The following is a 21,746-nucleotide window of genomic DNA, read 5'->3' on the forward strand; positions in this document are numbered from 1 at the left end:
GGAACGGTCTGCGTTGTCGGGAAGATGCGTGATCTGATCCTTCAACTCAGCAAAAGTTCGATTTATTCAACAAAGCCACGGGCAAGCTCAGGCCTTCAAGTCCAGAACGACATGGCTGAATGTTTGATAGGTTTTTTCATCTGGCGCAGGCGGAATTTTGGCGACTTTCAGCGCGGACATCACCTGCGCGCAGAATGGCCGATCGCCGTTCTCGACCGCCGGATCCTGCACCGTCCCGTCACGCTGCAGGGTAAAGCGCACCGAGCATTTTTGCCCTTGCCAGGAGTCCGGCTGGTCTATGTTAGCGAAGATAGCCGCCTGGATCCGCGCCAGATAGCGTGAGGCATTGGCCTGCGGTGACGTATCGGCACCCGTTTGATAATCGCGAAGTATCTTATCCACTTCTGCCGATATTTGAGCGTCTTCAGCGCTGTCCGGCGCAGAAGCATGACCCGAACAGGCGGAAAGGAGTAAAGAGAGGGTGCAAACGAGCACGGCGTTAATTTTCACGGACATGGTAAGCCTCCTTGCTGGTGGTGAAACATTTCGTGTACGAGGCGGTTATCCTCTGTTATTCCGCGAGATTATTCAAACGTTGAACGCATGGCGCTCGCTTTAAGTGACACTGTCACACATTTTGGGCTTTCGTCGCGGACGGTTAGGCCATCCAGTCGCGAATCAGGTCACCGTATAGCCGTTCTGCCTCCGCCAGCCGGCTGAGCAGGCAGTACTCGTCGGTTTGATGAGCCATCGACGGCTCCCCGGGGCCGAGAATAATACAGGGCGGGTCGCCCAGGGCAGGCAGCAGCAGCGAGGCGTCGGTAAAGTAGGGCACCACGCGCGGCGTAATCGGCTCAGCGTGCAGCGGCTGACAGCGTTGGTAAACCTGCTTAATCCATGCATGATCCTCCCGGCTCAGGACCGCAGGCAGGTCGACCAGCGTGGTGACCGTAACGCTTTCGCCCAACAGCGTCGTCAAGCGCTCCCGGATAGCGGCGTGCTGTAAATTGGGCGCGCTGCGGATATCGACATCAAAACGCGTGCGGTCCGGTACGGAATTAATATTGAGTCCGCCCTCTATGCGTCCGACGTTGAGGGTGGGTTGCTTCATCAGGGGATGCGGCGCGCCCGGCGAAAAATGCTGGATCTTACCCAGCGCATCCGCCGCAAGATAGATAGCATTGATCCCCAGCTCCGGCATCGCGCCGTGGGCGGTTTTTCCCCGCGTTTCGCAGCGTAGCCAGAGGGCGCCTTTATGGCCGATAACCGGGTAGTTGGCGGTGGGCTCACCGACGATCAGCGCGCCCACCTCTGGCAACGTATCGGAGGCGATCAGCGCCCGCGCGCCGTCGCAGCCGGTCTCTTCTCCGCCGGTGATCAGCAATAGTGCGCCGCGCCCGGCGCGAATCGTTTGCCGCTGATGAACGCAGGCGACGGCAAATGCCGCTATCGCCGCTTTCATATCGCTCGACCCGCGTCCATAAAGACGCCCGTCTTCCATCTGCGCACCGAAAGGATCGTACTGCCAGCGGGCATTTCCCAGCGGGACGGTATCCAGATGTCCGGTAAAAGCCAGCGGTTTACCGCTCTTCGACCCGGGCAGCCTGGCGATAAGATTGCAGCGTCCCTCGCCGAATGACGACAGCGACACCTCAAAACCGCTATCGGCAAGCCAGTCGGCGAAGAACCGCATGCAATCGGCTTCGCTGCCCGGCGGGTTGATGGTGTTAAAGCCCAGCAGTTGCCGGGCGAGCTCAAGGGTAGCGGTCATCAGCGGCGTTCCGTCAGCCAGTCGAGGCAGTTAATCCACAGCTGGCGATAGCCGGGCCATTTGGCAAACTCTTCCGGCAGCCAGTGTGCCGACATGTCGCTGGTCCACACCAGCGAGCGCCCCCGCTGATATTCGCGAATGGCCAGCAGAGGATGATCGGTACCGGCCACGGTCGCCAGCAGTTTACCTTCCGGATGCATTTCAACCTCGTTATAGCCCAGCAGCCACGGCCATTCGCCAGGAATATCGTTAAACAGGGGGTGAGATCCCGCCACTTCAGCAAAGCAGCCTTCCGGGGTTTCAATGCGATCGTCCCAGGCCAGGCAGCGAACCGGCAGCACTTTCTCCACCGCGGTATTACGGTAGCGTGCGCCGCCGTTGATCCCCTGGAAGCTGTAATAGCCGCCGATCATCATCAGCGCCCCCCCGCCGGCCACGTAATCATGCAGGAGCGTTAGACGGTTGGCGGTGCGGCGGCTCTTCAGCCAGGTGTCCGGATGCAGCAGCAGCGTATTGGCGCCGATATCCGAAAGGATGATCGCATCCCAGTATTCCAGCGCTTCCAGCGTCAGCGGAAAGTCGGTCGCCGCCGCGTGGGCGGGCATATAGGTAATGGCATAGGGACTGTCGGCGAGCGCGGCCAGAAAATCCGTTGCGCCGGTGTGCCAGGTGGCGGTGGCAAACTGGTCGAAGCCTTTAACGTGCGTTGAGGTGCTGGTCCAGGACTCACCGACCAGTAAGATTTTTTTCTGCATGATGACGTTTCCTTTTATCCGCCAAAGACCCGCTGGGGGTTTCCAATCATTAAGGTTTCAAGCTGTTCGCCGCTGACGCCGTGGCGCCGCAGACGCGGAACAAAATGCTTGAGTATGTAGCCGTAACCGTGGCCGCCGTAGCGGGTGAGCATGGTTTTCAGGAAGACATCCTGCGACAACAGAATGTGCTGGATATAGCCGTCGTCAATTAACTCGCGGATCGCGCGGGCGTTCTCCTCGTCGGAGGGCGACTGCGCTGACTCGTCGGCGTAGTAATAGCTCATGCCAATCATGTCGTATTCGAGGAATGCTCCGCGCTGGGCCAGTTCGCGCTGGTAGCGCTTATCGGCAAAGCTGGGGTTCATATGGCACAGCACGGTATGGCGTAAATCGGCGCCTTCCTGCTCGAGAATATCCAGCACCCGATGACCCAGCCGCTCCCAGCCCGGCAGATGGACCTCGATCGGCACGCCGGTCGCGGCGCTGGCCCGACCCGCAGCGCGCAGGGATTTCTCCTCATCCGGCGTAAAACGGCTGGAGATACCGATTTCGCCGATAAGCCCGGCGAGTACCTCCGGTTTCTCCTCCGCGCCGCCAAGATCGTAAATCAGCCGTTCGGTCAGCTGTTCAACGCTGCTGGTCCTTACCCACTCGGGGTGCGAGGGCTCCAGATAGAGGCCGGTACCCATAATAATGTTCAGACCGGTCAGACGCGCGATGCGCGCCAGCGCTTTCGGATCGCGGCCAATACCGATATTGGTCGGGTCGACCACGGTTTCGCCGCCAAGGGCGCGATATTTAGTGAGTTCCTCAATCGCAACGTCGACATCAAACAGCTGACAGTTATCGCGGCTCATCAACGGATTCAGCGACAGTTCGCCAAGGTTTTCCATTTTCACCGGCATTTCGGCAAGATGGCGATCGCTACAGCAGCAGGGCGGCACCCATTTGCCGGAGGCATCCAGCAGAATATGCTCATGCATCAGGGTGACGCCCATTTCGTTAATCGGCAGCGGGCCAAGCACTGTCATCACGTAACCGCTGCTGACGCCAACCGGCAGCGGTGAGGGATGACGAAAAATTGATCCGTTCATCAGCTATCCTTTTGCCGCGGAGCGCGTGGGGTTGAGAATGCGGGTGTTCAGCCAGATAGCCAGCAGGATAATGGTGCCGGTAGCTATCTGGGTGTAAAACGGCGAAATATGCGACAGGATCAGCCCGTTCTGAATGACCGCAATCGACAGCGCGCCCAGCAGCGTGCCGATAATGGTACCGAAGCCGCCAAACAGGCTGGTACTGCCGAGCACCACGGCGGCAATAACCTGCAGTTCAAAGCCTTCGCCCTGGTTGGAGGAGCCGCTGCCGAGGCGAGCGGTAATGATCATTCCCGCCAGCGCGGCGGCCATGCCGCTGAGGATATAGACCTTCATCGTGACGGCTTTGGTGTTAATCCCGCTGCGTCGCGCGCCTTCGGCGTTGGCGCCGATAGCGGTCACATAGCGACCAAAACGCATGTGATTAAGAACGATATGCCCGATCAGCAGAATCAGAATGCCGAGCAGCGCGGGCATGGGGATACCGACAACCCACGCGCGTCCGATAAAGGTAAACAGGCTGTCAGCCGGAACCGGAATCGAATAACCCTGAGTGATCAGCAGCGCGATGCCGCGAACCACAGCCAGAGTGGCGAGGGTGACGATAAACGCCGGAATCCCTTCATAGGCAATAAAGAAGCCGTTGATGGCGCCCACCAATCCGCCGAGCAGCAGGCCGCCGAGCAGTACCACCGGCCACGGCAGCCCCCAGCTATTCAGGGCGATAGCGGAGAGTGCGCCGACCAGCGCCAGGGTAGAGCCCACCGACAGATCGATACCGCCGGTGGTAATCACCAGGGTCATCGCCGTCGCGACGATCAGCAGCGGGGCGCTCTGACGGATGATATTCAGCCAGTTGGTGCCGGTGAGAAAGTTGCTGGTGATCAGCGAAAACACCACGCAGCAGAAGACGAAAAAGAGCGCGATGCTGACTACGCCTGAGTGGTTATGCAGCAGGCGGCGCGGCAGCGAATGCTGGATCATGCGGGAGCTGCTTAAGTTCATGATACTCATCCTGTTACCTCAATGTGCAGCCGCAGAGCGGGCGGTGAATTTTTCGCCCACAATCAGGTTAACGATATCGTTCAGGCTGGTGTCGGACACCCGTCTGTCAGCGACATTGGTACCTTCATACATCACCATGATCCGGTCACACACCAGGAACAGGTCCTGCAGGCGGTGGGTAATCAGAATCACGCTCACCCCGCGAGCGGAAACGCGGCGAATGAGTTCCAGCACCGCTTCGACCTCCGCGACGGCCAGCGCGGCGGTGGGTTCATCCATAATCAGCACTTTCGGGTCAAAGGCCGCCGCGCGGGCGATGGCAATAGCCTGGCGCTGGCCGCCGGAGAGATTTCGCACCAGCAGGCGGGTATCCGGAATAGAGATCCCCAGCCCTTTAAGCATCTCTCTGGCATCGGCGTGCATTTTGGCCTCGTCGAGAAAGGGAATACCGAGGACCGATTTCATCGGCTCACGGCCCATAAACAGATTGCCCGCGACGTCGACCGTGTCGCAGAGCGACAGATCCTGATAGACCATCTCGATATGGCAGCGGCGCGAATCGGCCGGATTGGTAAACTGCTGCTGTTCACCGTCGATACGAATCGTGCCGCTGGAGGGGATCACCGCGCCAGAGAGCACTTTGGTGAGGGTGGATTTCCCCGCGCCGTTATCGCCCACTAAACCCAGCACTTCGCCCGGGGCCAACTCGAGGTTAACGCCGCGCAATGAACGTATCGACCCGTAGGTCTTGGTGATATTGATCATCTCCACCCTTGGCGGGGTAGTTTGTGGCTGCTGCATCTGATAACTCCCATCGCTATTGCCGGGAAAATGTTCGCCATCCTGCGGGAGAGACTCTATCCGACACGGTTTACAATCTAGTAAACCGGTTTACCTGCGGAACAGAGCCCTCGCCAGTACAGTCAGGACAAACGCTATGTAAGATATTTGTTCGCCAGTAAGAACACTGCAGCATCCGTGCCAGGGCAGGAACAACACAGCAGCCCTGTAACTTAACCTTATGTATTCAATAGATTTTATTGATTACAATCCGGTAAACCGGTTTACTGATTATAGTGAATAAATTGTTAATTGTTCGTTTTTTGCGCCAAAAACGGGCGCTTTTGCGTCATTATGGGACATGCTTAACAGATCTTGATCGAGTCGCGACCAATCCATTCAACCGGCAGGCGGGTTTCCGCTGGGATATCCGGATCGTCGTTTAGCAGGCGCATCATGATGTGCACCGCGGTGCGCCCCAGTTCCCGGGCGGGCTGGCGGATAGTGGAGATCCGCGGCTGGGTAAAATCGGCGTAATTGGCGTCATCGAAGCCGACTAGCGAAAGCGCCTCCGGCGCCTGGAGCCCGCTGGCGCGTAGACCGTCAAGCAGACCGAGCACCAGATAGTCGCTGGCCGCGAAGACGGCGGTAGGGCGAACCGGTTGGCTGAAGAGGTGCCGCAGCGCCTGCTGGCCAAACTCGCGCTGATAGTCGCCGTACATCACCCATTCGGGCGGCCAGCTCAGGCCGGCTTGCTCCATCGCGGTGCAAAAACCCTGATAGCGCTCACGGACGCTCATCAGTTTGTCCGGGCCGCCGACGAAAGCGATATGACGATGCCCGGCGGCGATCAGTTTTTCGGTGGCGATGCGCCCGCCCTGAACGTTATCAGCAAACACTTTTGGAACCTGACTCCCGGGAATATCTTCATCCAGCAGGACAATGCGTTCGTGACGCTGGATCTCCTTGCGCAGCAGGCCGTTATCGGGGCGGTTGGTGGTGAACAGCAGGCCGTCTACCTGGCAGGTATCCAGCCAGCGGATGAACTGGCACTCTTTTTCCGGGTTGTTGCGGGTGATACACAACACCAGGCTGTAGCCGCTGGCAGAAGCGGCCTCTTCGGCAGCGTCGGCCAGCTCGGCAAAGAAGGGGTTGGTAATGTCGGGGAGCACCAGGCCAAGCGTCTCGCTGCCGCCTTTGCTCAGACGGCGCGCCAGGCTATTGCCGCGATAGTCCAGTTCGCGAATGGCGGTTTCGATACGGTCGATGGTGTCCTGCGGCAGCACAATACTGTTGTTCATATAGCGCGACAGGGTCGCTTTCGACAGTCCCGCCAGCTTTGCCACATCAGATAACAATACGCGTTTTATACTCATTTCCTGCGCCATCTCTGCCAGAATCGGCTATCTGTAACATAGTTAAGCGCGGTGGATACAGCAATTTCTCTGTGCGTAATAACCGAAAATAAATGCTTGACAAATTTTAATCAGCAGAGAATTGTATAGACAGTTTACCGCATCATCCGGGAAGTCATTCCCAAACCCGTTTAAGTCATTCCAGTCGCGCACCGACACGGACCGGTTGCCGGGATGACATTAAGCAGGTATCCGCCGAACGATCGATGATTGTTCTGGCCATATAGACGATATTTGCCCGCCAAAAAAACAATCCTTCTGCGTTCGCATGCGGCGCGGAACTCTGCTGGCTATCAACTATTCCCGACGAGGATACTGATGATGTTATTTCACACCGGAAAACTGCGTTTACTTGCTGTCGCCACGACCATGCTGGCATCGATGAGTTTTATTTCTGCCGCCAGCGCTGCCGGTCCGACTTATGCGCTGGTGCAAATCAATCAGCAGGCGCTGTTCTTTAATTTGATGAATAAAGGCGCGCAGGATGCGGCTAAGGCCAGCGGCAAGGATTTAGTTATTTTCAATTCTAACGATAATCCCGTGGCGCAAAACGACGCGATAGAAAACTATATTCAGCAAGGCGTTAAAGGCATTCTGGTCGCCGCTATCGACGTTAACGGAATTATGCCAGCGGTAAAAGAAGCCGCCGCCGCTAACATTCCGGTGATTGCGATTGATGCCGTATTACCGGCCGGACCACAGGCGGCCCAGGTCGGCGTGGACAATATTGAAGGCGGCAGAATTATTGGTAAATATTTTGTGGACTACGTGCAGAAAGAGATGGATGGCAAGGCGAGGGTGGGGATTGTCGGCGCGCTGAATTCGGCCATCCAGAACCAGCGGCAGAAAGGGTTCGAAGAGACGCTGAAAAGCAATCCGAACATTACCATCGCTAACGTGGTCGACGGGCAGAACGTGCAGGATAAAGCGATGACCGCGGCGGAAAACCTGATCACCGGCAACCCGGATCTGACAGCAATCTATGCCACCGGCGAACCCGCGCTGCTCGGCGCTATCGCCGCCGTAGAAAACCAGGGGCGGCAGAAGGATATTAAAGTGTTTGGCTGGGATCTGACGGCGAAGGCGATTTCCGGTATTGACGGCGGCTACGTAACCGCCGTCCTGCAGCAGGATCCGGAAAAGATGGGCGCCGAAGCCCTGAATGCGCTGAACAGCATCACGTCGGGAAAAACCGTGCCGAAAACCATTCTGGTTCCGGCGACGGTGGTGACCAAAGCGAACGTAGATGCTTACCGTCCGCTGTTTAAGTAGGTCAACGCGCGCCGTCCTGGGTTAACAGGGCGGCGAGCTCATGGCTGCCGGGAAACGCGCTGAGCGTTCCCCGGCGGCTAACGGTTATGGCGGCAGCGCGGCTGGCGTGCGCTAGCGCCAGGTCATCCGGCGCGACGCCGCGCAGCAGGGCGGAGGCCAGCATGACGGCGAGGAACGTATCGCCTGCGCCGGTCGTATCGAGCGCCTCGGCGGGCACGGCGGGACAAAACTGGCGCTGTCCCGCCTGAACCAGCCAGGCGCCAGCGGCGCCCTGGGTTATCACCAAGGTTTTCACCCCATAGGGCTGAAGCAGCTCGGCCTCGGATTCATTGACTACCGCGATGTCGATGAGCGGCCACAGATGGCAAAAGTCAGGATTGACGGGCGAGGGGTTGAACACCGTCGTCATGCCGAGATTTTTGGCGTACTGGAACAGCGCCCGGGTTTTATCGAGTGAGAAATTGCCCTGCTGTAGCAGAATATCGCCGGCAACGGCGTCCGCCATATGCGGAATAATGTCCTCAAGGCTGAATGCGTCGGCAGCCGCCGTCGTGGTAATGATGGCATTGTCGCCATCAGCGCTATTTAAAATAATCGAGGTGTCGCTATGTTGATTGAAAGGGTCGTCGGGAAGTAAGGTCAGTGGTTCATTTTTTATCTGCTGGCGGATCCAGGCGCCGTTGCTGTCATTTCCTGTGGCGGCAATTAAACGCGTCTCTATTCCACAGCGGGATAATATAATCGCCTGATTCGCGCCTTTACCGCCGATATCCTGCGAAACTTTAACGCCGTGAATGGAAGTGCCTTTTTTCGGTATATCCGGAATGGACCAGGTTTCATCGACGGCAATATTACCGGTAACGTAAACACGCATAGTGTTCCCTTAACAGGATGGATAAGATGGTTGCTATCTCAGCAGAAAAAACCAATGCAATACAAGCTATTTTTTCACGAAACAAAGCTGTTATTGGTGTTATTCATTGCGATCCTTTTCCTGGCGCACCTAAATATCGAGGAAAATCAGTCTCCGATATTGTTGAGCGTGCGCTTCGCGATGCTGAAAATTATATTTCAGGCGGTGTTCATGGTTTGATTATTGAAAACCACGGCGATATTCCGTTTTCCAAACCTGAGGACATCGGCCATGAAACCTCCGCGCTGATGGCGGTCATTACCGAGAAAGTTCGTGAACGGTTTGCTGTCCCGCTGGGTATTAACGTCCTGGCTAACGCGGCGATCCCGGCGATGGCCATCGCGCTGGCGGGCGGCGCCGATTTCGTCCGCGTCAACCAGTGGGCTAACGCCTATATCGCCAACGAAGGATTTATCGAAGGGGCGGCCGCAAAGGCGCTGCGCTACCGCAGTATGCTGCGCGCTGAGCATATTCGCGTTTTTGCCGATAGCCATGTCAAGCACGGTAGCCATGCCATCGTCGCCGATCGTTCGATTCAGGAGCTGACGCGCGATGTTGATTTCTTCGAGGCCGACGCGGTGATCGCAACCGGCCAGCGCACGGGCGATAGCGCCACAATGGCGGAAATTGACGAGATCCGCGTGGCGACGGCGCTACCGCTCCTGGTGGGCTCCGGGGTAACGCCGGCTAACGTGAGGCAGATCCTCGGGCGGACCCAGGGGGTCATTGTGGCCAGTACGATGAAGGTCGATGGCGTCTGGTGGAACGATGTTGAGCTGGCCCGGGTGAAGCATTTTATGTCGGTCGCTCAGGCCGCGCTGGAGGAAGCCTAATGGAAGCGTTTAGCGAACGCCTGCTGCGCGAACATCAACCGGCGTGGCAGGCGATGCAGCAGCACCCGTTTGTCACTGATATTGAACAGGATCGCCTGCCGACAGCGGTCTTCAACCGCTATCTGGTGTTTGAGGGCAACTTTGTCGCGACGGCCATCGCGATTGTTGCCCTCGGGGTCAGCAAAGCGCCGGGTATTCATCAGCAGCGCTGGCTGATTGGCGTGCTGAATGCCCTGGTTGATACGCAGATCGCGTGGTTTGAGCAGGTGTTGTCAGCGCGACAGATCGATCCCGCTGAGTACCCGGATGATTTGCCCGGGGTACGGCGCTTTCGCGACGGTATGCTGCGAACCGCCCGCGAGGGCAGCTATGAGCAGATCGTGACCCTGATGTTCGGTGCGGAGTGGATGTACTATCGCTGGTGCCGACGGGCGAGCGAACATCGACAGAGCGATGCTGATTTACGACGCTGGGTGGAAATGCACGCGGAGGACGAATTCTACCAGCAGGCGCTCTGGCTAAAGAACGAACTCGACCGTTGCGCCATGGCGCTGAGTGAAAAGGAAAAGCAGGCGCTGTCGGCGCTTTACGGTGAAGTACTGCAGTGGGAAATTGATTTCCATCACGCTGCATACGAGGAATAGCCGCGAGGTGACTCACAGGAGGCGCCGGAAGCGGCGTCTCCTGAAATCTTGCTCGGGTAGTCCGCGTCTTATCCGGGCATTGCCTCTCCAGCCATCGTACGACGAGGGGCCATCATTTCTCTGCATGGCTGGGGGGGCTATGTCCGCTTCCATTTCGTGTCGCCTTGCCGGAATACAGACTTTCCTGCCGTAGCGGGGCAAATATCCTGCACTTTGACGCTTATTGATTATACTTTGATGGTGGCTTGTGCTGCTTCACGCAGTTGACGCGAGGGCGGGTAGCAAACCAGTCCCCTGACATTGGGTCAACAGGTCCGATGATGATGTGATCATGTAACAGTCGAGGAGGTATGGAAAGATGGGATTATTAAGTTTTGTGAAAGAAGCGGGCGAGAAAATATGGGACGCCGTCTCCGGCGACAGTAAAGAAGAGCGGGCCGATAAACTGAAAAAACATATCGATGGTCTTAATCTGCCTGGCGCCGAAAAGGTCAATATTGATGTTGCGGACGATGGCACCGCCACGGTCACTGGCGATGTTGCTTCGCAGGAGGATAAGGAAAAAATTCTGGTAGCGGTCGGGAATGTCACTGGCGTAGGTCAGGTCAGTGACGGCGTTAAGGTGACGCAAAGCGGGGTGGAAAGTCGTTTTTACACGGTCAAATCCGGTGACACCCTGAGCGCTATCTCCAAAGCGATGTATGGCTCTGCCAATGATTATCAACGTATTTTTGAAGCCAATAAACCGATGCTGACGCATCCCGATAAAATCTATCCGGGTCAAGTGCTGATTATCCCGGCGAAGTAGGCCGTTCATTCCACTCAGTAGTAACATCAGTGATGGCAGGGGTACTTGCTTTATACCGTCGTCGGGAGCAGCTGCGGACATCAATTCCTCTCTCAAGGGCAAAAGAGCCAGCAAGCTGGCTCTTGTTTTCCCGGTTCAGGCGCTTACTGTGCGTCAGCCAGCGCCAGCCTGGCCTCTTCCTGCTCGCTGTTTTTACGCTGTTGCTCAAGCTCCAGCGCGCCGCGATGGGAGAGGTAGCAGAACAGGATGCAGCAGACGATCCCGCCCATCAGCAGATAGAACCCGCCGTGCCAGCCCATTTTATCGACCATCACGCCGAACAGGCTGGTGCCTAACGAGGCGCCAAAGATATAGCTCATAAATCCGCGCAGGCCCACGGCTGAACCAACGGCAAAGCTGGGGACGATCTCCATGGTCTGGACCGAGGCCAGAAACTGCGGGACGTAAATCAGGCAGCCCACAATCGCCGCAAATACCGTGACCATCAGCAGTGATTCGCTTTTCCAGTAGCCGATCAGACAGATGAAGATCAGCGCCATGCAGATCATGGCTAACGGCATCCGGCGGCCTTTGAACAACTTGTCGGAAAGCCAGCCGGCCAGCAGGGTTGACGGAATCGCCGCCCATTCAAAAAACAGGAAGGCGACGCTCATCTGCTCTTTAGAAAAATGTTTCACCGTCAGCAGGTAGATTGGCAGCCAGCTGATCATGCCGAAACGCACCATATAGACAAACACATCCACAAGGGAGACATACCAGGCGTTTTTGTTACGCAGGACGTAGGTGCAGAAGATCTGGAATGCGCTCATGTTCTCCGGCGCTTTCTGGGCGTGTTTGGTCTTCAGCACCACTTTCTCTTCCGGCATCATCTCTTCCAGCGAAGGCAGGCCCTCCTCGCGCGGCGAACCTTTACCCAGCACCAGTACGCTGATGGCGAATACCACCGCCACGCAGGCCGGCACAATGTAGCTGGCGCTCTGCCAGTGCTCGGTACCGAGAATCGCAAACGCGGCGCCGACGATCGGGGCGACAATTCCGCCGCCGACGTTATGGGAAATATTCCAGAAAGCTCCTACGCGGCCACGCTCCCGGCGCGGAAACCAGTTCGCGATGGTAATGAAAGAGGGGCCGACCCCCATCCCCTGAAACAGGCCGTTCAGGACAACCAGCGCAGCAAAAACCCAGAATGCGGTGCTGAATCCTAACCCGACGTTGACGATGGCGCACAGTACGAGACCGCAGGCCATAAACACTTTCGGGCTGGCTTTATCCGCGAGGCTGCTCATCACGCCTTTACTGATCCCGTACGCGATGAGCATACAGCTGCTGAGCAAACCGATCTGCGTGGCGCTAAGATCTAACTGTTCTTTCAGATAGGGCGTGGATAAGGTGAAGTTATTGCGCACGATATAGTACGCCAGATATCCCAGAAATACGCTTAGCAGCGCCTGCATACGGTATCGACCATACGTTGCCTGAATTTTCTCAGCAGGAACTGTATTCGCCGACGGCCCTTTTTTTAATAATGATAACATGTCGTCACCTGTATTTTATATTGATGTGAACATCAGGAGCATTCGGCCTGAAGGGTGAAATAAGCGGCCGTAAAATACAAATCGTCGAAATGAGTCAAAACTGACTCAAACTAATGAATTGATGGGTTGATTTTGACTCATATTGAATGAGCGAGAACCTGCGGAATTAATGTTGCGCTGATTTTATGTCCGGCTTGTGCGGACTCTAACAAATTACCCAATCATTATCTGGTAATCTTTAGCGATATTCCCGGGCGCCCGTTTGGCTATTTTTCCGCTCGCGGTGATTAATTCGCCAGCTGTCATAAACGGGTAAGTTTTGTCTCAACGTAATTTTTTCGGTATTTCAATATTTATGAACGGGATCACAAACATGTCTCTTCGTCGGGGCGGGATAGTGAGCAAAATGCTTGCGATGCTGCTGCTGACCGCCTGGCTGAGACCCTGTGCGGCGCAAAGCAATGAGCTGGTGATGGCGACGACATTTTCTCCCAGCGCCACCGTGTGGATTATCGATCGCTGGCAGACGGAGCCGGGGTCAGTGATGATCAGGACGCTCAACCGCACCAGCGCCTCGCTGGAACAGCTGCTTGATACGGCAAATGCCGAAAATGTCGATTTGATCCTGACCTCGTCGCCGATGCTGCTGCAGCATCTTCAGGAGCATCAAAAACTGGCGCCGTTCAGCGGTGCGCCGGCAGTCAGCCAACATCTGGTGCCGGAATCTATCCGCTCCACCTCCGTGGCCGTGGCGATTTCCGGGTTCGGTTTGCTGATTAATCGCCCGGCGCTGATGACACGGCACCTGCCTGCGCCAGCGGACTGGGATGACCTGACCGATCCCCGCTATCAGGGGGCGCTGCTGATGAGCAGTCCGTCGCGTTCGGATACCAACCATCTGATGGTGGAGTCGCTGCTGCAACAAAAGGGCTGGATTAAGGGATGGGCAACGCTGTTGACGAGTGCGGGAAACCTCGTGACCATTTCATCCCGCAGCTTTGGGGTGGCGGATAAGATTAAAAGCGGCCTGGGCGTGGCCGGTCCGGTGATTGATAACTACGCCAATCTGCTGCTGAACGATCCGCACCTGGCTTTTACCTATTTCCCGCAGTCGGCGGTTTCGCCGACCTATGTCGCGGTGCTTAAAAACAGTCAGCACGCCAGCGAGGCGCGGCGGTTTATTCGCTATCTGTTAAGCCCGGAGGGCCAGGCGATCCTCGCCGATGCTAATACCGGGAAATACCCGGTAACGCCCCTGGCGGCGGGCAATCCGCGGGCGGCGCAGCAGGCGGTGCTGATGAATCAACCGCCATTGAACTATCGGCTGATCCTCAAACGCCAGCGCCTGGTGCAACGGATGTTCGATACGGCGATCAGCTTTCGTCTTGCCCAGCTAAAAGATGCCTGGCGAGCACTGCATAGCGCGGAGGCCCGTCTCAAGCGTCCGCTGCCCGAGATTCGCGCGTTGCTGACCCGTGTGCCGGTCGATCCGGCCAGCAGCGAGGATGAAGCCTGGCTGGCTCAGTTCGACAATAAGAGCTTCGCGGAACAGCAGATGATGGAGTGGCAGCTCTGGTTTCTCAACAATCAGCGGCAGGCGATTAATAAACTGGAAGAACTGAAATGATGGGCAGGTCCATGCTGCAACGTCTGCGGCAAATCAGTATCAGTAGCAGCCTGCGCGGGGCTTTTCTGATGGGGGCGCTGCTGACGCTGATTGTCAGCAGCGTCAGCCTCTATTCATGGCATGAGCAAAGTTCGCAGATCCGCTATTCGCTGGATGAGTATTTTCCGCGCATCCATTCGGCTTTTCTGATTGAAGGGAATCTCAACCTGGTGGTCGATCAACTCAATGAATTTCTGCTGGCGCCGAATACCACGGTACGGCTGCAGCTGCGCAACCAGATTATCCAGCATCTGGATAAAATAGAGCGGCTGAGCCAGGGGCTGTCGCCGGCAGAACGCCAGCAGCTGGCGGTGATATTGCAGGACAGCCGCGCGCTGCTGGCGGAACTGGATCGCGTGCTCTACAACATGTTTCTGGTTCGCGAAAAGGTGGGAGAGCTTTCGGCGCGGATCGACTGGCTGCACGATGATTTCACCACCGAGCTGAATTCGCTGGTGCAGGATTTTACCTGGCAACAGGGAACGCTGCTCGATCAGATTGAGGCCCGACAGGGGGATGCGGCGCAGTACCTGAAACGCTCCCGGGAAGTGCAGAATGAACAACAGCAGGTCTATACGCTGGCGCGTATTGAAAATCAGATCGTTGACGACCTGCGCGACAGGCTTAATGAACTGAAATCCGGGAATGATGACGGCATGCTGGTGGAGACGCATATCCGCTATCTGGAAAACCTGAAGAAAACGTCGGATGAAAATATTCGTGCGCTGGATGACTGGCCGAGCACCATTACCCTGCGACAAACGATCGATGAGCTACTGGAAATTGGCATGGTGAAAAATAAGATGCCGAACACCATGCGCGACTACGTTACCGCGCAAAAAGCGCTCGTGGAAGCCAGCCGGGCCAGAGAAGCGACGCTGGGACGCTTCAGAACGCTGCTGGAAGCCCAGCTTGGCAGCAGTCACCAGCAGATGCAGATGTTTAATCAACGTATGGGGCAGATTGTCCGGGTCAGCGGCGGGTTAATCCTGGTGGCGACGCTGCTGGCGCTGCTGCTGGCGTGGGGGCTGAATCATTATTTTATTCGCTCGCGGCTGGTGAAACGCTTTACCGCGCTGAATCAGGCGGTGGTGCAGATTGGTCTGGGCCAGACCAAAGCGACCATTCCGGTTTACGGGCGCGACGAGCTGGGACGTATTGCCGGTTTGCTTCGCCATACCCTGGGTCAGCTTAATGCCCAAAAACAGCAGCTTGAACAGGAGATAGGCGAGCGGAAAGCGATTGAGGCCGATCTGCGTGCCACTCAGGACGAGCTGATCCAGACTGCTAAACTGGCGGTGGTGGGGCAGACGATGACCACCCTGGCGCATGAGATCAATCAGCCGTTGAATGCGCTGTCGATGTATCTTTTTACCGCAGGAAGGGCAATCGAGCAGGGACAGACGGAGCAGGCGCGGACGACGTTAAGCAAAGCGGAAGGGCTGATCAACCGCATTGACGCGATTATCCGCTCCCTGCGTCAGTTTACCCGCCGCGCAGAACTGGAAACAGCGCTGCACCCGGTCGATTTGCGCCAGACATTTACCGTGGCGTGGGAATTGCTGGCGATGCGCCATAAACCTCAGCAGGGGACGCTGCTGATACCGGATGACACCGTCTGGATCCTGGGAGACGAAGTGCGTGTTCATCAGGTGCTGGTGAACGTGCTGTCAAATGCCCTTGATGCTTGTCCGCACGCAGCGCAAATCACCGTGAGCTGGCAAATCCAGGGCGAAAGGCTGTGCGTGTTGATTGCCGATAATGGCCCCGGCTGGCCTGCGGCCTTACTCCCTTCGCTGTTAAAGCCGTTCACTACCAGCAAAGCCGTGGGACTGGGAATAGGGCTTTCGATATGTGTTTCGCTGATGACGCAAATGGAAGGGGCGTTGCGCCTGGCGTCGACGTTTACGCGCAGTGCCTGCGTGGTGCTGGAATTCAATTTGACGGATGTAAAAGATGTTGAGTAATCACTGTTCGATTCTGCTGATTGATGATGATGCCGATGTGCTGGATGCCTATACGCAGCTGCTTGAGCAAGCGGGGTATCACGTCAGTGCCTGTAATAATCCTTTTGATGCGCGGGAGCAGGTGCCGAAGGACTGGCCCGGCATTGTTTTAAGCGATGTCTGCATGCCCGGCTGCTCCGGAATCGATTTAATGACGTTGTTTCATCAGGATGACGATCTGCTGCCGATTCTGCTTATCACCGGTCACGGCGATGTGCCGATGGCGGTGGAGGCGGTGAAAAAAGGGGCCTGGGATTTCCTGCAAAAGCCGATCGATCCGGGCAAGCTGCTCACGCTGGTGGATGCCGCGCTGCGTCAGAGGCAATCGGTGATCGCCCGTCGCCAGTATTGTCAGCAAAAATTACAGGTTGAGCTTATTGGCCGTAGCCAATGGACGGATCGGTATCGCCAGCGCCTTCAGCAGCTGGCAGAGACGGATATTGCGGTATGGCTTTACGGCGAGCCGGGAACCGGCCGCATGACCGGCGCGCGTTACCTGCACCAGTTAGGGCGTCACGCCGAAGGTCCGTTTATCTCCTGCGAACTCAACACGGCTAACGCCCACACGCTGAATGAACTGATCGCGCAAGCCCAGGGCGGGACGCTGGTCTTAAGCCACCTGGAGCATCTGTCTCACGGGCAACAGCATCATCTGGTACAGCTGCAGAGTCATGAGAAACGGCCTTTTCGCCTGATTGGTATCGGTAATGCTTCGCTGGTGGAGCTGGCCGCCAGCAGCCAGATAGTGGCGGAACTCTATTACTGCTTCGCGATGACGCAAATTGGCTGCCAGCCTCTGTCAAAGCGACCTGATGATATCGAGCCGCTGTTTCATCACTATTTGCAAAAAACCTGTCAACGGCTGAATCATCCCGTCCCTGAGGTGGATGCCGGTCTGTTGAAGGGGATGATGCGGCGGGTGTGGCCAAATAACATTCGCGAACTGGCGAACGCCGCCGAGCTGTTTGCGGTGGGGGTATTACCGCTCGCGGAAACGGTGAATCCGCAGATGTTCGTCGGCGAACCGACGCCGCTGGATCGGCGGGTTGAGGAGGTCGAGCGGCAGATCATCACCGAAGCGCTGAATATCCACCAGGGACGTATTAATGAGGTGGCGGAGTATCTGCTGATACCGCGTAAAAAACTCTATCTCAGAATGAAGAAGTATGGCCTGAGTAAAGAGCACTACAAAGGGGTTTAGGCATGGCGCCAGACGATGGTTGATAATATCCTGCATGGTTCCTGTGCCGGAAAATAACGATGTTTTTACGCTAAAGGGGGCAGGGAAGGGTGAACCCTTATGAATACCTGAAATATACTCATGCGCTGCGCGGCCATCTGAGTGGTCAGACGCCGGTCGACAACGTCCTGAATGATTTTGAGTCGGTTAACTTCGTTCAAAGTGAAAACGTCCGCTGCATGAGCCGTTATCAGAATCTATCGATGGTGAATCTACGTGTCACTTATCCAGGAGCAGGCCTTACAACTCAGCCACCATAATCTATGTCAAAGCTAAGTTCAGATGTCCGGGGCAGGGCAAAGTTAAAATGTCCGCTCTGTGCCAAAAGCAGACATTGCATAAAACATCCTTTAACCTTGGCCTGCAAATTTTCACTACATTAGCAGGCTCTGTTTTAACTACCAGACTCTGTTAGGAGGGGGTTATCAGGCATTTAGCCGACAGCAAGCCAATGTTGTCACTGCAAAAATCAATATAAGCTCTGGCAGAGGCTGAGATATGTCCTTGCCTTTTATAGACCAGATGTAATGAAGAATAAGGCAGTGGATAAGCTGGAAGCAGCTCGATTAACTTTCCATTATTTATATAGTCAGCTGCAAAGAAAACCGGCAACTCTGTAATGTATTCCCCCTCAAGTGCTCCTGCCCGCAAATGAAGATAATCATTTACCGTTAAGGTGGCAGGAACGTCAAAGGCATGATTGCCCAGCATCCAGACGGGCCGTGCCCCTGTCACCGATCCCCAGGCCGCACAGGGATAGCCCGTAAGATCGGACGGTTTTACAGGAAGCGGTGCTGAACTGAAAAGAGCAGTGCTGGCGACCAGAATATGACGAAAATCCATAAGATGGCGAATAACCACGGAGTCGTCAGCGATAGTTCCGACTCTCAACGCAACATCAACGCCTTCAGCGATGAGATCCACACGACGCTCCGTCGTATGAACGCTGATAGCAATATCCGGATAAGCCTTCTGAAACTGCCTTATAAGCTGCCACCACACCTCAAGTGACTGGGGTATTGTCAGACGCAGATGTCCTGTAATACGGGGCGATGCTGTCAGCAGAGCCTGTTCGGCATCAGTCAGAATATCCATTGCTGAGCTTGCATAATTCATTAACTTTTGCCCGGCCTCGGTTAACCTGCAACCTGTGAAAGTCCTTTCGAGCAACACGGAGTTCAGCTCCTTTTCCAGCTCGGCTATTTTGCGGCTGAGCGTGGGCAAAGGAATATTGTTGTTACGCGCAGCAGCGGAAAGACTACCGCCACGTACGGCAAGAACAAACATTTTTAAAGCATTAAGATCCACCGAACCCCTCTCATTAATGAAAGTCCCATTCCCATTCTCAGGACTGCATCTTACTTAACTCAGCTCTTAAAATGTACCCGTTATGCTACAGCTTGTTGTTAAATGAGAGGGGAAAATGATTAAGACCGCATTAGAATATTTTGGACATGATTATGAATTCGCACACAGCATCCCAGGCCTGCCAACGAAGCTCTCAGATGTGAAAGGCCTTGAGATAGGATCTTTTCAGACTAACGATGGCGTGAAGCTGACTTACTGGAAAGCGGGAAAAGGCACCCCGTTAGTATTTGTTCCCGGCTGGTCTTCAAACGGAGCGGAGTACATCAACCTTATTCATCTTCTGAAAGATAAATATGAAGTCTATGTCCTCGACCAGCGCAACCACGGGTTGTCAGATAAGGTGAGTTTTGGCAATCGGATATCACGCCTTTCAGCCGATCTCAACGATATGCTGGTTTCGCTGGACATTCGCAAAGCACAGCTTTGTGGCTGGTCGATGGGATGTTCTGTTATCTGGAGCTACATTGACCTGTTCGGTAACGAGAAAATCGAAAAACTGGTGTTTATCGACGAGGCAGCATCTATTTATTGTCATAGCGACTGGACTGAAGAGCAGCGTATTAATGCCGGTGCCTTTACAACATCAGCGGAAGCGATGATCTCAATGTATTACGGTAAAGGTCCCTCAAACAGGCTGGTTGTGAATACGGATATCATGGATTTTTACACCGTCACAGGCGCGCCCGCTTTTGAAAACTCACATACTTTTGCAGAAGAGATGGTGCCGCCTGATATGGTAGCCCTGGAGCTTGTGCTTTTCGACCATATTCTTAACGACTGGCGTGATGTCCTTACTCAGAAAATTTCAAACCCCGTGCTTGTCGTATCTGGTGAACACAGTAACTGGGTGGAAAGCCAGCGCTGGATTGCAGAGACCGTATCTGACGGACGGGTCATTATCTATGATAAAAAAAATAATGGTGACCATTTCCTGCATCTCAAAGAGCCGCTGACGTTTACCCGGCAACTCCATGAATTTCTGAGCAAATAAACCTAGATAGCTGTCCATTAAGGTCCTGAAGACCGTTTCCGATAAGCAGGATGTTTCAGGCGCAGCGGTGACCATAAAGATAAGCTCGATGGATTATTGACCGATCATTCCATAATTGATAAGATGAAGTCGGTTTCTTCAGCAGGAGTTAATGATGGCAGGCAGACCAAGAGAGTTTGACGACGAGCTGGTAATACAGGCCGCCATGGATGCGTTCTGGCGTAACGGCTTTGAGGCAACTTCAGCTCAGGCGCTTGTCGAGAGTACCGGGCTGGGCCGGGGTAGTCTCTATGCCGCTTTTGGTAATAAAGAAAACCTTTACCATGAAGCACTGCGTCGGTATCACCGCTCCAGCATTGAGTTTCATCAGGAAGTTTTCCGACAGCCTGGAACAGTCAAAGATCGGCTGCGCATCCTGCTTGAAAAGGGCATTGAACTAGATTTCAGCGAAATAGAGCGTAACGGCTGCATGGCCATATTCTCGCCGCTTGAGAGAGCAGCTAAAGATAAGACCGTTGAGGATCTGAGCCGCAGTTATATCAAAGAGCTGGAAGCCTTATTTGTAGCGCTTTTCGCCACTGGTATTGCTTCCGGAGAGTTTGCAGCAGAGCGTGAACCAGAGAAAATGGCAAAAGCATTTATGTGTGCCTACTTTGGCTTTCGGGTGTTCGGCAGGATCGTGCATGAGGTTGATTACCAACAGCATGCAATTCAATCGCTTATCAGCAGCATTCAGTAAAAGGCCTGACGGCCTTTTTATTTAATCAATTATTGAATGATCATTCCAGTTTTAAGGAAACAAATTATGACTGACAATTTGCAAAAAGAACAACTGATTACAGCTCGCTATGGTGAGAAAAACCGCCCCGAAAATATTATCTGGAATGCACAGATAGAAGGGCTGCTCCGACACCGTTCGGTTAGAAATTTCTCGCAGCAAGCTCTGCCGGAACACTGGTTTGAAACTCTGGTGGCAGCCGCACAGTCTGCTTCCACATCTTCAAACCTTCAGCAGTGGAGCGTGGTAGCCGTTACCGACCCTGAGCTTAAGGCAGAAGTCAGAAGGCTCTCAGCCGGAGATAATGGCCTGGCTAATGGCTACATTGAAGAAGCACCGGCAATACTGTTATGGGTTGCCGATCTGTCGCGTAATCATGATATGACCGTCGCGGATGGGCTTAACCCGGGCGTGCATGAATATCTTGACTCGTTCATCATGGCGACCGTGGATGCCTCTCTTGCTTCACAGAACGCCACGGTTGCAGCCGAATCGATCGGGCTTGGAACAGTTTATATTGGCGCTGCACGAAATAAGGCCAAAGAACTGGCCGAGCTTATACAGCTACCGCCGCATAGTTACGTAGTATGCGGACTGGTTGTCGGATGGCCTCATCCGCAAAGTAACGCCAGTATCCGCCCGCGCCTGCCACAAAGTGTAGTAGCGCATCGTAATCGCTATAACGCAGCCGACTTTGAAGCGCATGTTAAAAGCTATGAAGAAGCGTTCCACGCATTTCGTGAAGGACTGGGAATGAAAGACAAAACCTGGAGACAGGCCGTGCAAAGTTCAGCAACCAGCATGGCTTATATGGACGGACGTCAGAATCTTCGCGCTACTCTTGAGGGACGTGGTTTCGGTTTTAAGTAAGT

General features: G+C 55.1%; 20 protein-coding genes and 1 pseudogene. 11 read left to right on the top strand and 10 right to left on the bottom strand.

The features are described 5' to 3' along the window. Window positions 1-87: 87 nt before the first annotated feature. The 7 genes from L2I46_RS06250 to L2I46_RS06280 form a co-directional block, all read right to left on the bottom strand. The gene (locus L2I46_RS06250) at window positions 88-516 is read right to left on the bottom strand and encodes a cell envelope integrity TolA C-terminal domain-containing protein (RefSeq protein ID WP_102002882.1); all 429 of its coding nucleotides are present in this window, start codon (window positions 514-516) and stop codon (window positions 88-90) included. Between the two features lie 142 nt (window positions 517-658). After that, entirely contained in the window at window positions 659-1,771 is a 1,113-nt protein-coding gene (locus L2I46_RS06255) for a M20 family metallopeptidase (RefSeq protein WP_049014095.1), read from the bottom strand. Continuing rightward, the gene (locus L2I46_RS06260; RefSeq protein ID WP_105490603.1) at window positions 1,771-2,526 is read right to left on the bottom strand and encodes a glutamine amidotransferase; all 756 of its coding nucleotides are present in this window, start codon (window positions 2,524-2,526) and stop codon (window positions 1,771-1,773) included. Before L2I46_RS06260 ends, L2I46_RS06255 begins: the two co-directional genes overlap by 1 nt. A gap of 14 nt (window positions 2,527-2,540) precedes the next feature. Then, a complete protein-coding gene (locus L2I46_RS06265) occupies window positions 2,541-3,620 on the bottom strand; it encodes a phosphotriesterase family protein (protein ID WP_044523249.1) in 1,080 nt (359 codons plus the stop codon). Window positions 3,621-3,623: 3 nt separating this feature from the next. Beyond that, the gene (locus tag L2I46_RS06270) at window positions 3,624-4,625 is read right to left on the bottom strand and encodes an ABC transporter permease (RefSeq protein ID WP_176221083.1); all 1,002 of its coding nucleotides are present in this window, start codon (window positions 4,623-4,625) and stop codon (window positions 3,624-3,626) included. 18 nt (window positions 4,626-4,643) lie between these two features. After that, complete coding sequence (locus L2I46_RS06275; RefSeq protein ID WP_072199055.1) at window positions 4,644-5,390, bottom strand: ATP-binding cassette domain-containing protein; 747 nt, start codon at window positions 5,388-5,390, stop codon at window positions 4,644-4,646. Window positions 5,391-5,770: 380 nt separating this feature from the next. After that, entirely contained in the window at window positions 5,771-6,793 is a 1,023-nt protein-coding gene (locus L2I46_RS06280) for a LacI family DNA-binding transcriptional regulator (protein WP_032428845.1), read from the bottom strand. Between the two features lie 345 nt (window positions 6,794-7,138). On the opposite strand from L2I46_RS06280, the gene L2I46_RS06285 reads away from it, so the two are divergent. Then, window positions 7,139-8,092 carry an ABC transporter substrate-binding protein gene (locus L2I46_RS06285; RefSeq protein WP_032452864.1) on the top strand — a complete coding sequence of 318 codons (954 nt, stop codon included), beginning with the start codon at window positions 7,139-7,141 and terminating at the stop codon, window positions 8,090-8,092. 1 nt (window position 8,093) lies between these two features. Here the strand turns inward: L2I46_RS06285 and L2I46_RS06290 are convergent, their stop codons facing one another. Continuing rightward, window positions 8,094-8,966, bottom strand: coding sequence for a PfkB family carbohydrate kinase (locus tag L2I46_RS06290; RefSeq protein ID WP_236947624.1), 873 nt, complete (start codon window positions 8,964-8,966; stop codon window positions 8,094-8,096). Window positions 8,967-8,992: 26 nt separating this feature from the next. Here L2I46_RS06290 and L2I46_RS06295 point away from each other — a divergent pair, with 26 nt between their 5' ends. The 3 genes from L2I46_RS06295 (at window position 8,993) to lysM (ending at window position 11,290) form a co-directional block, all read left to right on the top strand. Next, on the top strand, window positions 8,993-9,838 hold the full coding sequence (locus L2I46_RS06295) for a BtpA/SgcQ family protein (protein ID WP_236947625.1): 846 nt from the start codon (window positions 8,993-8,995) through the stop codon (window positions 9,836-9,838). Further along, window positions 9,838-10,482, top strand: coding sequence for a TenA family protein (locus L2I46_RS06300; protein WP_064154604.1), 645 nt, complete (start codon window positions 9,838-9,840; stop codon window positions 10,480-10,482). The genes L2I46_RS06295 and L2I46_RS06300 overlap by 1 nt, the downstream gene beginning before the upstream one ends. A 358-nt stretch (window positions 10,483-10,840) precedes the next feature. Beyond that, a complete protein-coding gene (lysM, locus tag L2I46_RS06305) occupies window positions 10,841-11,290 on the top strand; it encodes a peptidoglycan-binding protein LysM (RefSeq protein ID WP_236947626.1) in 450 nt (149 codons plus the stop codon). A gap of 143 nt (window positions 11,291-11,433) precedes the next feature. Here the strand turns inward: lysM and pgtP are convergent, their stop codons facing one another. Further along, window positions 11,434-12,825: a phosphoglycerate transporter PgtP gene (pgtP, locus tag L2I46_RS06310; RefSeq protein ID WP_044523233.1), complete on the bottom strand. Its 1,392-nt coding sequence runs from the start codon at window positions 12,823-12,825 to the stop codon at window positions 11,434-11,436. 406 nt (window positions 12,826-13,231) lie between these two features. Here pgtP and pgtC point away from each other — a divergent pair, with 406 nt between their 5' ends. The 4 genes and pseudogenes from pgtC to L2I46_RS06330 all read left to right on the top strand — a co-directional run. Further along, on the top strand, window positions 13,232-14,452 hold the full coding sequence (pgtC, locus tag L2I46_RS06315) for a phosphoglycerate transport regulator PgtC (protein ID WP_236947711.1): 1,221 nt from the start codon (window positions 13,232-13,234) through the stop codon (window positions 14,450-14,452). Continuing rightward, the gene (gene pgtB / locus L2I46_RS06320; protein WP_236947627.1) at window positions 14,449-16,458 is read left to right on the top strand and encodes a two-component system sensor histidine kinase PgtB; all 2,010 of its coding nucleotides are present in this window, start codon (window positions 14,449-14,451) and stop codon (window positions 16,456-16,458) included. Before pgtC ends, pgtB begins: the two co-directional genes overlap by 4 nt. Beyond that, window positions 16,448-17,698: a two-component system response regulator PgtA gene (gene pgtA / locus L2I46_RS06325; protein ID WP_236947628.1), complete on the top strand. Its 1,251-nt coding sequence runs from the start codon at window positions 16,448-16,450 to the stop codon at window positions 17,696-17,698. The genes pgtB and pgtA overlap by 11 nt, the downstream gene beginning before the upstream one ends. A gap of 89 nt (window positions 17,699-17,787) precedes the next feature. Further along, a pseudogene (locus L2I46_RS06330) lies at window positions 17,788-17,907 on the top strand (hypothetical protein); the annotation flags it as partial. A 241-nt stretch (window positions 17,908-18,148) separates the two neighbouring features. On the opposite strand, the gene L2I46_RS06335 reads toward L2I46_RS06330, so the two are convergent. Next, entirely contained in the window at window positions 18,149-19,045 is an 897-nt protein-coding gene (locus tag L2I46_RS06335; RefSeq protein WP_236947629.1) for a LysR family transcriptional regulator, read from the bottom strand. A 115-nt stretch (window positions 19,046-19,160) separates the two neighbouring features. Between L2I46_RS06335 and L2I46_RS06340 the strand changes: the two genes are divergently transcribed. From L2I46_RS06340 to L2I46_RS06350, 3 genes are all read left to right on the top strand, one after another. Beyond that, the gene (locus tag L2I46_RS06340; protein WP_236947630.1) at window positions 19,161-20,096 is read left to right on the top strand and encodes an alpha/beta fold hydrolase; all 936 of its coding nucleotides are present in this window, start codon (window positions 19,161-19,163) and stop codon (window positions 20,094-20,096) included. Between the two features lie 151 nt (window positions 20,097-20,247). Then, on the top strand, window positions 20,248-20,835 hold the full coding sequence (locus L2I46_RS06345; RefSeq protein WP_221813153.1) for a TetR/AcrR family transcriptional regulator: 588 nt from the start codon (window positions 20,248-20,250) through the stop codon (window positions 20,833-20,835). Between the two features lie 66 nt (window positions 20,836-20,901). Then, window positions 20,902-21,744 carry a nitroreductase family protein gene (locus tag L2I46_RS06350; protein WP_236947631.1) on the top strand — a complete coding sequence of 281 codons (843 nt, stop codon included), beginning with the start codon at window positions 20,902-20,904 and terminating at the stop codon, window positions 21,742-21,744. Window positions 21,745-21,746 lie beyond the last annotated feature (2 nt).

It is taken from the genome of Klebsiella sp. 2019SCSN059 (genome assembly GCF_021739525.1).
Taxonomy (GTDB): Bacteria; Pseudomonadota; Gammaproteobacteria; order Enterobacterales; family Enterobacteriaceae; genus Klebsiella; species Klebsiella quasipneumoniae.